11 protein-coding genes and 1 pseudogene are annotated in these 11,631 nt (G+C 63.1%); 3 read left to right on the forward strand and 9 right to left on the reverse strand.

Features of this window, described 5'->3' with window-relative positions:
• The 8 genes and pseudogenes from ACLQI9_RS29070 to ACLQI9_RS29105 all read right to left on the reverse strand — a co-directional run.
• Positions 1-146, reverse strand: a pseudogene (locus tag ACLQI9_RS29070) (MCE family protein); the annotation flags it as partial.
• A 104-nt stretch (positions 147-250) separates the two neighbouring features.
• On the reverse strand, positions 251-1,675 hold the full coding sequence (locus ACLQI9_RS29075) for an MCE family protein (RefSeq protein WP_442392501.1): 1,425 nt from the start codon (positions 1,673-1,675) through the stop codon (positions 251-253).
• 8 nt (positions 1,676-1,683) lie between these two features.
• The gene (locus ACLQI9_RS29080; RefSeq protein WP_442379049.1) at positions 1,684-2,802 is read right to left on the reverse strand and encodes an MCE family protein; all 1,119 of its coding nucleotides are present in this window, start codon (positions 2,800-2,802) and stop codon (positions 1,684-1,686) included.
• Positions 2,802-3,830: an MCE family protein gene (locus tag ACLQI9_RS29085; RefSeq protein WP_442379047.1), complete on the reverse strand. Its 1,029-nt coding sequence runs from the start codon at positions 3,828-3,830 to the stop codon at positions 2,802-2,804. The genes ACLQI9_RS29080 and ACLQI9_RS29085 overlap by 1 nt, the downstream gene beginning before the upstream one ends.
• Positions 3,827-5,014 (reverse strand): MCE family protein, encoded by a 1,188-nt coding sequence (locus ACLQI9_RS29090; RefSeq protein WP_442379045.1) that lies wholly within the window; start codon positions 5,012-5,014, stop codon positions 3,827-3,829. Before ACLQI9_RS29090 ends, ACLQI9_RS29085 begins: the two co-directional genes overlap by 4 nt.
• A gap of 22 nt (positions 5,015-5,036) precedes the next feature.
• Positions 5,037-5,897 (reverse strand): ABC transporter permease, encoded by an 861-nt coding sequence (locus ACLQI9_RS29095; RefSeq protein ID WP_442379058.1) that lies wholly within the window; start codon positions 5,895-5,897, stop codon positions 5,037-5,039.
• Between the two features lie 19 nt (positions 5,898-5,916).
• The gene (locus ACLQI9_RS29100; RefSeq protein WP_442392502.1) at positions 5,917-6,723 is read right to left on the reverse strand and encodes an MlaE family ABC transporter permease; all 807 of its coding nucleotides are present in this window, start codon (positions 6,721-6,723) and stop codon (positions 5,917-5,919) included.
• Positions 6,724-6,884: 161 nt separating this feature from the next.
• Positions 6,885-8,090, reverse strand: coding sequence for a CaiB/BaiF CoA transferase family protein (locus ACLQI9_RS29105; protein ID WP_442377127.1), 1,206 nt, complete (start codon positions 8,088-8,090; stop codon positions 6,885-6,887).
• 282 nt (positions 8,091-8,372) lie between these two features.
• Between ACLQI9_RS29105 and ACLQI9_RS29110 the strand changes: the two genes are divergently transcribed.
• From ACLQI9_RS29110 to ACLQI9_RS29120, 3 genes are all read left to right on the forward strand, one after another.
• Positions 8,373-9,074 (forward strand): SDR family NAD(P)-dependent oxidoreductase, encoded by a 702-nt coding sequence (locus ACLQI9_RS29110; RefSeq protein ID WP_442377126.1) that lies wholly within the window; start codon positions 8,373-8,375, stop codon positions 9,072-9,074.
• A gap of 89 nt (positions 9,075-9,163) precedes the next feature.
• On the forward strand, positions 9,164-9,367 hold the full coding sequence (locus tag ACLQI9_RS29115) for a ferredoxin (protein ID WP_442377124.1): 204 nt from the start codon (positions 9,164-9,166) through the stop codon (positions 9,365-9,367).
• Positions 9,364-10,728 carry a cytochrome P450 gene (locus ACLQI9_RS29120; RefSeq protein ID WP_442392503.1) on the forward strand — a complete coding sequence of 455 codons (1,365 nt, stop codon included), beginning with the start codon at positions 9,364-9,366 and terminating at the stop codon, positions 10,726-10,728. The genes ACLQI9_RS29115 and ACLQI9_RS29120 overlap by 4 nt, the downstream gene beginning before the upstream one ends.
• 81 nt (positions 10,729-10,809) lie before the next feature.
• Here the strand turns inward: ACLQI9_RS29120 and ACLQI9_RS29125 are convergent.
• On the reverse strand, positions 10,810-11,631 hold an 822-nt coding region (locus ACLQI9_RS29125), incomplete at its 5' end, for an acyl-CoA dehydrogenase family protein (RefSeq protein WP_442392504.1).

Consider the following 11,631-nt stretch of genomic DNA (forward strand, 5'->3'; position numbering starts at 1 on the left):
TCGTCGATCATCACCGGCGAATTCGACTCCATCGTCCCGACATTCGGGAGCTCGACGTGGTAGATGTTGGCCCCCGGCCCGCGTCCGACCGCGCCGGGCAGCGGTAGCGAATTCAGGCCGTGGAATGCGCATCCCGTCGCCGTCATCACCACGCAACAGCCGATGGCGAACACCCGCCGAGCGAAGCCTGATGGCCCAGCTCCTCCTCGGGCCGAGCGCCCGCATCGTCGCAGGGCCGACACCCGGGCGATCATTGCTGTGGCCCTTCGGCCGGCAACAGCATCCCTGACACGCTGGGCGCCGGGGGCGGTGGTGGTGGCATCGGTGTGGACGGCGGGGGCGGCAGCGGCATCGCCGCGCCCGGTATCGCCGAGGGTGGCACCGCCCCCGGCGGCCCCACGGGATCACCGGGCAGACCGGTGTAGGCCGACACCGCGGGCGGGATCTCGGGTGGCCCGGGTTTCGGGCCCTCGCCGCCGGGTGCCAGGCGCGGTTCGGTGTAGAGGATCTTGGACGGGTCCATCGACTTCTGCAGGAAGATGTTGATGGGAATCGGCAGGCTGTTGTAGTTGAGCACCCGCAACCCGGGACCGAGGAACAGCGAGCACAGCTTGCCCGATTCAACCGCGGTGACGTTCTCGATGGCGCCGAGTGCCGTGCACCCGGGCACGGGCACCGGGAGCAGCAAACCTGACAACGTGGAATTCGCGAAGTTCGGGATCCCGAACCCGCCCACGATGGTTCCGGTGTCGGCGTTGTAGTCGTTGAAGAAGTTGCTGAGCGCGTTCGGAGCGCCGTGCAAGATGTTCTCCAGCACCATGTGCTGGTCGACGAGAGGCTGGATGGCATCGCCCAATCGGGCAATCTGTTCACTGGTTTGGTCGCGGGTTTCGGCGATGAATCGCTGCACCTCACCTACTGCCGTCGACAGATCGGTTAGCGCCGCATCCAGGTCGGATCTGCTGTCGTTGACCACGCTGGTGAGTGTGGCCAGCCGGTCGTTGAACTGCACGATCTGGACGTTGCTGTCGCGCAGTGCGGTGACGAAGGTCTGCAGATTCTTGATGATGTCGACGATGTTGCCGCTGCCGTTGGCGAGGATGCGTCCCACCCCTGACAGTTGAGCGAGTGTTTGCCGCAGCTTTTCGCCATTGCCCTGTAGTGCATTGGCGGCGCTGTCGACGAACCGCGCGATCGACGGCGTCGACACCTTGCTGTTGGGACCCAAATCCGTTGCCAGCCGCATTAATTGGGTTTTGACCTCGTCCCACTCGATAGGCACGGCCGTGCGTTCCAGCGGTATCACCGCCCCGTCAGCCATGACCGGGCCGCTACTCCGGTAGGCGGGCGTGAGTTGGACATAGCGGGCAGCCACCAAATTCTGGGTGACGATGACCGCTTTCGCGTCCGCCGGAATCGGCACGTCGTGGTCGACCTTGAGGGTCATCTTGGCCTGCTTGCCCTCGGGCTGGATGGTCTTGATCGTGCCGACCTTGACACCGGAGACCCGCACCTGATCCCCCGGGTAAATCGCGGTGGCGGTGGTGAAGTAGGCGGTTATGGTCTTCTGACCAAAGAACACATCACGCACAATCAGTGCGGTCCCGGCGAGAATGAGCCCGGCCAGGACGGCCGCCGCGATGGCGGTGAGCCTGTTACGCGGGACCCGCGGCATCCGGGAGATCATTGTGATCCTCCGATCCGTCCGCCCAACGTACAGCGAGGGCACGGCGGAATACCGTTGTATGGGTACTGCTCCAGCGCCCGAGGTACCGGTGACGGGAAGCCCGGACCGCGCGCGGTGTCGAAGGTGCGGAATCCCCAGAGGTAATCCATGAACGGTTGCCAGAGTTGCGGGATATTGAAGTTCGGGACGAACGCCGAGTAGGCGTACATGCTGGCGATAGCCTCGCCCGTCGTGATCTCAAATTTCTTGAGCCCGGGTAAAGCTTTGTTGATGTTGTCGCGGTTCTTTTCCAGCACCGCGGTCACCGAATTCAGCTTCTCCAGCGTGGGCGCCAACTTGCTTTCGTTGTCGTGCACCAATCCGGACAGCTGTTTGGCCACCGTCGACGTGTTGGCCAGAAGCGTGACGATCTCTTGTCGGCGCGTCACCAAGACCTGAAGCAGATCGTCGGAGTTGAGGATGAGCTTGTTGACCTGTTGGCTGCGTTCGGACAGGATTCCGGTGACATCGCTGGCACTCTTGAATAGCTGGCCCAGGGACGTGTTGCGGCTGTTGAGGCTTCGCGATAACCGGGTGACCGCGTCGAAAGTGGGCCCCAACTGTGGGGCGATCTGGTTGAGCGTCGCCGACAGCGTGTCGAGTGACTGGTTCAAGGTCGCGGTGTTTGTATCGCCGGCGTACGACGTGAAGTCGCTGACCGCCTCGGTCAGCGAGTACGGCGAGGAGGTGCGGGATATCGGGATGACATCCAGCGGATGCATCATTCCCGTGCCGGCCGACTCCAAGGTCAGCACCCGCTCGCCCAGCAGTGTGCCGGTGCGAATGTGCGCGGAGGTGTCCGTTCCGAGTGGAACATTGCCTTTCATCGTGAACGTGACCAGAGCATCGCCGTTGCGCAACGACACATCCGACACCGTGCCGACTTTGATCCCCGACACCGTCACCGCGTTGCCCACCGCAAGACCGCCGGCTTCGGAAAACAACGCCTGGTACCGGACGGCCGTCGCCAACGACACAATCCGATCGGGCGACAGACCCACCAGGATGAGCAGCACAATCAAGACGGCGCCGATGAAGCCCGCCTTAATCAGCCCAGTTCCGCGATATCTCAACATCAGGGTTCCTGACACCTCTTTGCTTCGGACCTAAACCAGGGGGCCACCACTGTCTTGCCCGAAAGATCCGTGCCACGAATCGTGAACTCGCAGATGTAGTACGGGATGGTGGCACCGAATACGCCGAGTCGGACCAGCTTGCGGTAGTTCTTTGGCGCCTTCTGAAGCGCGGCGTCGAGGCGGTCCTTGTCCTGATCGAGATTAGGGGCCAGCCGACTGAGCTGCTCGATGGTGCCGGACAGCGGTGGCCTGGCGTTGGCCAGCAGATCGGCCAGCGAGGCGGTTCCCTTGCTCAACGCGTCGATAGCGGGGGCGATGGTGTCACGGTCGTCAGACAGTCCGGTGACCAGCCGCTGGAGGCGATCGATTGCGCCGGAGAACTTGCCGCCGTCCTTGTCGAGGGTGGCCACCACGGTGTTCAGGTTTTCGATCAATTGCTGGATCGTTTGGTCGTTGTCACCCAAAGCATTCGAGAACGACGTCGTCTTGGAGAACAGCGACTGAAGAGTGCCGCCCTCGCCCTGGAATACCTGCAACAGCGCTGACGAGAGCGCGTTGACATCCTTCGCATTCAAACCCTGAACAACGGGTTTCAGTCCGCCGAGCAGCAGGTCTAGGTCAAGCGCCGGCGCGGTGCGGCCCACCGGAATCTGACCCCCGGCCGGCAGCCGCCTGGTCGAGCCCGGCCCGTCGACGAGGTCGAGATAACGGTCACCGACCAGGTTGAGATAGCGAACTGCCGCCTTGGTGCCGTCGGTGAGCACGACGCTACGGTCGGCGTCGAATTTGACCACGACCTTTTTGTCCGGCTGCAGCGAGATGCCGTTGACGGTGCCCACCCGGATGCCGGCGACCCGCACCGAATCTCCGGTCTTCAGTCGTGACGCATCGTTGAAGACCGCCGAATACCCGGTTACCGCACCGGTGCGGTACTGGCCGAAGATGAAGAACAGAAACGCGGTCAGCACCGCCATCACGACGGCGAAGACACCGAACTTGATGAGCGTCGCGCGCAGTGAGCCCCTCATCCGGGTTGTCCAATCTGAGCCGAGTTGCGTGGCGGGCCGGCGATGGGCCCATACAACAGCTGTTTGAGCAGATCGGAGTTGATCAGCAACTGCGGGTTCCCGAACCCCACCGGGTTGGCACCCGTATCTGCGACGAGAAGCTTCGCATTGGTGTTGAAGGGGAGCTTCGGAAGGCCGAGGCACTGCGGGCCGCCCGTCGCCGCGACCTTGGGCAGGTTAGTCGGATACCGATAACGTTCGGCCCCGAACGTTAGACTCGAGATGATATTGATGCTCGGTTCCGACAACGGCGGAAACTTCTTACTTTCCGCGAGACCCGCGAAACCGCACCACAGCGCTTTGTTGTACTCGTTGGTCAGATCAGTGGTTGGCACCAGTAGATGTAGCACATCCGTCAACGGCTTCCGGTTGGCGGATAGGAGGTCATTGCCGACGTCGGCCAGACCGATCGCGCTAACCAGCAGCGCGTCCAGGTTGTGTTGCTCGTCGACGAACGTCTGGCTGATCCTTACCGAGTTAGCAACGGTTTTCACCAGGTCCGGCGCCGCGTCCGCGTAAGCGTCGAATACCGGCGCCGAGACCGCGATGTCGTGGCTCAGCGCGGGAAGGCTCGGATCGAACTTTGCCAAAAACGAATCCAGATCACTGAACGCCTGACCGATCTTTTCTCCCCGGCCGCTGAGCGCCTGCCCGATAGCCCCAAGGGTCTCGTTGAGCTTCGCTGGGTCGAGCGTGCCCAGCACCGCTGTCAGGTGCTGGAACACCGTGTTGATCTCGACCGTGACGTGTTGGCTATCGAGTACCTGACCGGCGTGCAGGGACTGCGCTGACGGTTGCGCCGGCGGTACCAGGTCGACGTACTTGGCGCCGAAAACCGTTGGCGCTGTGAGGTCGACGAGCACATTGGCCGGAATCAGATGCACGTCCGAGGGATACATCGCCAAGTGGAGAACCGCTTGTCCGTTCGGGCGCGACTCGATCGAATCGACCTTCCCTACTTGCACGCCGCGCATCTTCACCTTCGCGTCCGGGTTCATCACCAGACCGGCCCGCGACGAGAGCACGGTAACCGGCACGGTTTCGGTGAAGCTGCCCCGGAACAAGCCCACAGCGACGGCGACGATCGCGGCGATAATAGCCACGGTCGCCAGACCCGTCAGTGCGCGTATCCCAGTGTGTTCCATCGAGCTTTTTCCTGTCCTGTCCCTATCCCGAGAGGTTGAAGTTTCCGTTCGAGCCGTAAATGGCGAGCGAGATCAGCAGCGTAACCGACACCACGACGATGAGCGAGGTGCGGACCGCATTGCCCGTTGCCACCCCGACGCCCTCCGGTCCACCTGATGCGAAATACCCGTAATACGTATGCAGCAACAGGACGGCGAGCGCCATCAAGACGGCCTGCAAAAACGACCACAACAAGTCGATCGGGTTCAAGAAGGTATTGAAGTAGTGGTTATACAGGCCACCCGATTGGCCGAACAGAACAACGGTGGTGAATTGGCTTGCCAGGAACGACAGAATGACGGCAATGCTGTAAAGCGGCGTGATCGCGAGCAGCCCCGCGACGATCCTGGTGCTGACCAAGTAGGAGATCGGTCGAATCGCCATGGCTTCCAACGCATCGATTTCCTCGCTGATCCGCATGGCGCCCAATTGCGCAGTCACACCGGCACCGAAGGTGGCTGCCAAGCCGATCCCGGCGACCACCGGCGCCGCGACACGGACGTTGATGAATGCCGCCAGGAACCCGGTCAGCGCTTCGATGCCGATATTGCCCAACGAGCTATACCCTTGAACCGCGAGCGTACCGCCCGCGGCCAGCGTCAGGAAACCGACGATCGCGACCGTTCCGCCGATCATCGCCAACGTTCCTGCGCCCATGCTGATTTCGGCGACTAGACGAATGATCTCCCGGCCGTAGTGGGTGACCGCGAAAGGTATGCCAGCCATCGCCCTGCCGTAGAACACGGTGTGGTCGCCGATCGAGCTCAGCGTGCCGACGGGTCTGCGCCATTGGCCGAGCACCCGGAACGCCCGGGGATAGGTAGCTCTCAGCGTCTTTGTCAACGTCACGGCATGTCTCCCATCACTTCGTCGTGAATCGGATGCCGATCGCGGTGACCACCACGTTGATGACGAAGAGCGCCATGAACGCGTACACCACAGTTTCGTTGACGGCGTTGCCCACCGCCTTGGCGCCGCCGCGGACAGTCAGCCCGCGGTAACACGCCACCAGGCCGGCGATGATGCCGAACAGTGCCGCCTTGACGCACGAGATGATCACCTCGGGCACCCCGGTCAGCAGCGTGATCCCCGCGGCGAACGCGCCCGGGTTGACGTCCTGCACGAACACCGAGAACACATAGCCGCCGACGATCCCGATGATGACGACCAGGCTGTTGAGCAACAGCGCGACCAGACCGGCCGCGAGCATCCGGGGCGTCACCAACCGCTGGACGGGGTTGATGCCCAGCACCTCCATCGCATCGATCTCTTCGCGGATGGTGCGCGAGCCGAGGTCCGCGCACATCGCCGTCGCACCGGCGCCGGCCACAATCAACACCGTCACCAGCGGGCCGACCTGAGTGACCGCGCCGAACGCGGCACCCGCACCACTCAGATCCGCAGCGCCCAATTCGCGCAGCAGGATGTTGAGAATGAAGCTGATCAGAACCGTGAACGGGATCGCGACCAAGAACGTCGGAACTAATGCAACGCGCGCGATGAACCAGGACTGCTCCAGGAACTCTCGTGCCTGAAACGGTCTGCGAAACGCGAATCTGACCGCGTCTGCACTCATCGCGAACAGCCCGCCGACGCCCTGCATGGCCCCAGACAAGCCAGCCGGCCAGCTGATACCTGAGGACCAGCGCTCCGCCCCCCTAGTCGCCATCGGTGCCTGCCATCCTCACGCCAGTTCCTCCGTGTTGTCCGCGTGAGTTGGCGCACCCGAGCAACGCGGGCCGAACAAACCCCACTTGTTGAAGTGTCCGGCGATTATGACTCATGCCGCGTGCGGCGGGAGCGAAAATGCACAACCGAGGGACCTCCGAATTAAGTGACGGCACCGACAGTTTTGAGCTCGATGATGCGGTCCCAGTCGAATCCGAGCTCCAGCAAGATTTCGTCGGTCTGCTCGGCGAACCCGGGAGCCGGCCCCGACTCGGGTGCGGCCACATCGAATTGCACCGGGTTGGCGACCAGCTCGAGTTCGCCTGCCTGCACCACGTATTCGTTCGCCCGGATCTGGGCGTCGTTGGCCGCCTGCAAGGTGTCCTGCACCGGCGCCCACGGCCCGGCCAGCGTGGCGAAGCGTTCACTCCATTCCGCGAGACTGCGGGTACCGATCGCCTTGGTCAGGATCTGCACCGCCTCCGCGGTGTTGGCGGCGATCTTCTCATCGGTGTCGAACCGAGTATCGTCGGCCAGTTCAGGTTGGTCGATGTGCCGGCACACGTCGGCCCAGAACTTGCTGGCCTGCATCATCACAAAGGAGATATAGCGGCCGTCGGATGTCGCATACAGCCCCACCAGCGGGTTGATCGGCGAGCCGTGCACCCCGGGCGGGAACGCCTCCATACGCTGGCCGAGATGCACCGTCAACGCCACGGTGTGGCCCAGCGACCAAAGGCCGCTGCCCAGCAACGAGACATCCACGACCGACGGTTCACCGGTCCGCTCGCGTTTGAGCAGTGCCGCCGCGATTCCGCCGGCGAGGTTGGTGCCGGAGATGGTGTCGCCGTAGGCCGGTCCGGGCGGCGCGATCATGCCCTCCATCCCGGGCGGGGTGATGGTCGCGGCGGTTCCGGCTCGACACCAGAACGCGGTCATGTCATAGCCGCCTTTTTCCGACTCGGCGCCCCGCGGGCCCAAGGCGCTGCCCCGGGCATAAACGATGTTGGGGTTGACCGCGCGGATGTCGTCGACGTCGATGCCGAACTTCTTCCGGTGTCCCGGCAGGAAGCTGGTCAAGAAGACATCCGAGCGGCGAGCCAGCTCGTAGAGCACTTCCTTGCCTTCAGGCACCGACATGTCCAGGCCGAGGCTGCGCTTGCACCGGTTGGCGTGCTCGATGTTCGGGTTGGGGTCGCCCTCGACGCGCAGCAAGCCGGTCTGCCGCAGGCCGCGCTGCGGGTCACCGGTCACCGCGTGCTCGACCTTGATGACGTCTGCACCCCACTCGGCCAGCACCGCACCCGCCGACGGGACGAACCCGTACATGGCGACCTCGAGAACGCGGATGCCTTCCAGCGGTCTCATCAGGCGACTCCCTGAACAGACACCGCAACGGCTCCTCGACATGTGGATAATTTCATTCTCATCCCGGGCGAATCTTACATTCCGCGAACGAGAATTCAACCAAACGCAAGAAACGAGACTGCCATGCTCGGAGAGGGTTAAACCGCCCCGAATTCACAGTGTCTTCGCAGGAAGAATGGGGTTTCTCGGCCGCCTTGCGAGCCTGTGTAATGTGAGAGTAAGGTTCTCATAATTGGAAGGGAGATTCTTTGTGCCTGAGACGGTCTTCGACGGGGTCGCCGCGTGACAACGGCCGTCGTCACCGGAGGCGGTTCCGGAATCGGCCTGGCTGTCGCTGAGCGGCTCCGTAAAGACGGCTACCAAGTCGCGACCGTCGACCTCAAGCCGTCCGAGACGCAATTCGCGTTCACCGCCGACGTCACCGACCGTTCGCAAGTCGACGCTGCGCTCGCGGCCGTCCGCGAGCAACTGGGCCCGATCACCGTTCTGGTCAACGCCGCCGGCCTGGACGGGTTCAAACGCTTCAACCACATCGCGTTCGCGGAATGGCAGCGGCTGATCGACGTCAACCTCAACGGGGTCTTCCACATGATCCAGGCGGTGCTACCCGACATGCTGGAGGCCGGCTGGGGTCGCATCGTCAACATCTCCTCGTCCAGCACCCACTCCGGCGCTCCGTACATGGCTCACTACGTGGCGGCCAAATCCGCGGTCAACGGGCTCACCAAATCGCTGGCCCTGGAGTACGGGCCGAACGGCATCACGGTCAACGCTGTACCGCCCGGTTTCATCGACACCCCGATGCTGCGGAGCGCCGAGGAAAACGGCCACCTCGGCGACATCGAGAAGACCATCGCCGCAACGCCGGTGCGCCGGATGGGTAAACCGGAAGACATCGCCGCGGCCTGCGCCTTCCTGGTCTCCGAGGAAGCTGGCTACATCACCGGGCAGATACTCGGCGTCAACGGCGGCCGAAACACCTGAGAGGACAATCTGTTGGGGCAGGTATGCAGCTTCGTGTCGACGCGGGCGGATACCTCAAGTGGTACGACTACCGCACGTAGGGGAAAGTTGTGAAAGTTCGGGTTGATTCGGATCGCTGCCAAGGGCACACGCTGTGCTCGATGATCGCGCCGGATTCTTTTGTGCTTGACGACATCGAAGGTCATTCGTCGGCAGTCTCGGAAGACGTTCCGCCTGACCAGGAAGACGTCGTCCGGGAAGCCGCTCAGTCCTGCCCGGAACAAGCCATCACGATTACGGAGTCCACATCGTGAGCATCGACGACATCGTGAGCAACAGCGATCGGAAGAAGAACCGGTATCACTTCGACCGGCACACTCCCGAATATCGAACCCAGTTCGAGCAAATCACCGAGGACATCCACGCCAAGTGCCCGGTGGCTTGGACCGACACCTACGAGGGCCATTGGGTCGCCGGCGGCAGCCAGGCGGTGTTCGAGCTCGCCCGATGCCCGGCCGTCTCCAACGATCACGACATCAACGGCGAACGTCGCGGCTACCAAGGTATTTCGATCCCGAAAGCCAAACGTGCGAGCGGTGTGCGAGGCGGCATCCTGGAGATGGACGATCCTGAGCACCGCGTCTATCGTAACGAGCTCAACCCATACCTGTCACCGGCCGCGGTCAAGCGCTGGGCGCCTTTCATCGACGACGTGACCCGCGCGTGCCTCGACGAAAAGATCGAGGAAGGCCGCATCGACTTCGTCGACGATCTTGCCAACATCGTGCCGGCAGTGCTGACGCTGGCGATGCTGGGTATCCCACTGAAGAATTGGGCGATCTACAGCGAGCCGGTCCATGCCTCGGTCTACACCCCGGAGCACTCCCCGGACATCGACCGCATTGTCGCCATGCATCGGCAGATGGGATTGGATCTGCTGAACAACATGATCGAGATCCGGGAGAACCCGCGGCCGGGAATCGTGAACGCGCTCATCCAGATGCGGATCGATGGGGAGCCCGCTCCCGACCTGGAGATCATGGGCAACCTCGGACTGGTCATCGGCGGCGGATTCGACACCACCACGGCGTTGACCGCCCACTCGATGGAATGGCTCTCCCAGCACCCCGATCAGCGCGAGCTGCTCAGCCGCGAGCGGGACACCCTGCTTGACTCGGCCACCGAGGAATTCCTGCGGTACTTCACCCCGGCCCCGGGCGACGGACGGACCTTCTCCGACGACGTCGAGATCGAAGGAACACAGTTCAAAGAGGGCGAGCGGTTGTGGATTTCCTGGGCGATGGCCAATCGCGATCCGTCGGTGTTCACCGAGCCCAACAAAATCATCATGGACCGTAAAGGCAACCGCCACTTCAGCTTCGGCCTCGGCGTGCATCGCTGCATCGGCTCGAACGTGGCCCGCACCGTGTTCAAGTCCATGCTCACCGCGGTGCTTGACCGGATGCCGGACTATAACTGCGACCCCGAGGGCACCGTCCACTACGAGACCATCGGCGTCATCCAGGGCATGCGACACCTGCCGGCCACCTTCTCCCCCGGCCCCCGCCTCGGCGCCGGTCTCGACGAAACCCTGCAGAAGCTGCAACGTATCTGCGACGAGCAGGAGCTGGCCAGGCCCATCACCGAACGCAAGGAAGCCGCCGTCATCGACTGAGCGGGCTGGTTCGGCGAGCAGACGCAAAAGCCCCTTTCACATCGGCGTGTTGGGGGCCTTTACGTCTGCTCGCGCCACCGGTCAGCCGGTCGGCAATCCAAGCACTCGCTGGGCGATGATGTTGCGCTGGATCTCGGAGGTGCCGCCGGCGATGGTGCCCGAGAAGCTGCGAGCGTAGCGCTCGAACCAGCTGCCGAAGTAGTGGTCGAGGTTCATCGGCTCGTACCGACCGGTCAGCGCGGGATGCATCAACCCGTCGGATCCTGCTGCGTGCAAAGCGTTTTCGCATGCTTGCCGTTCGGCTTCGGAGCCAAGTAACTTCAGTACCGATAGGGCCGGCACATCCTCTTCCCCGCGGGCGGCGCGGGCCAGGGCCACCGACCCGAGCAGGCGCAGCGCAGAAAAGTCCATCAGCGTAGTGGCGTACTGGTCACGTTCGAGCGCGTTGGTGGGATGGAAGTCGGCGAGGACATTGTCCAGCCGATCGGCGAAGCCCAGCCACATCATTGTGCGTTCGTGGCCCAGTGACCCGTTGGCCACCCGCCAGCCCTGATTCAGCGGGCCGACCAGGTTCTCGGCGGGCACTCGCACGTCGGTGAAGAACACCTCGTTGAAGTCCAGGTCCTCCTGCCCGCAGATGGACGGGAACGGTCGGCGCACCACGCCGGGCGTATCGGTCGGGATCAGCAGCACGCTAATCCCCTTGTGCTTCGGCGCATCTGGATCGGTCCGCACAAATGTCAGCAGCACGTCGGCGTCGTGTGCGCCTGATGTCCAGACCTTCTGGCCGTTGACCACAAAGTCATCGCCGTCACGAGCCGCCTTCGTGCGCAGCGACGCCAGGTCCGAACCGGCACTGGGCTCACTCATCCCCAATGACGCGGTGATCTCGGCCCGCAGAAT

Source organism: Mycobacterium sp. (genome assembly GCF_052143115.1).
GTDB lineage: Bacteria > Actinomycetota > Actinomycetes > Mycobacteriales > Mycobacteriaceae > Mycobacterium.

Excerpts from the sequence above, each read along its gene's own strand:
- ACLQI9_RS29075 (WP_442392501.1), bottom strand. The coding sequence starts at position 1,675 with ATGCCGCGGGTCCCGCGTAACAGGCTCACCGCCATCGCGGCGGCCGTC.
- ACLQI9_RS29085 (WP_442379047.1), bottom strand. The coding sequence starts at position 3,830 with ATGAGGGGCTCACTGCGCGCGACGCTCATCAAGTTCGGTGTCTTCGCC.
- ACLQI9_RS29100 (WP_442392502.1), bottom strand. The coding sequence starts at position 6,723 with ATGGCGACTAGGGGGGCGGAGCGCTGGTCCTCAGGTATCAGCTGGCCG.
- ACLQI9_RS29090 (WP_442379045.1), bottom strand. The coding sequence starts at position 5,014 with ATGGAACACACTGGGATACGCGCACTGACGGGTCTGGCGACCGTGGCT.
- ACLQI9_RS29105 (WP_442377127.1), bottom strand. The coding sequence starts at position 8,090 with ATGAGACCGCTGGAAGGCATCCGCGTTCTCGAGGTCGCCATGTACGGG.
- ACLQI9_RS29080 (WP_442379049.1), bottom strand. The coding sequence starts at position 2,802 with ATGTTGAGATATCGCGGAACTGGGCTGATTAAGGCGGGCTTCATCGGC.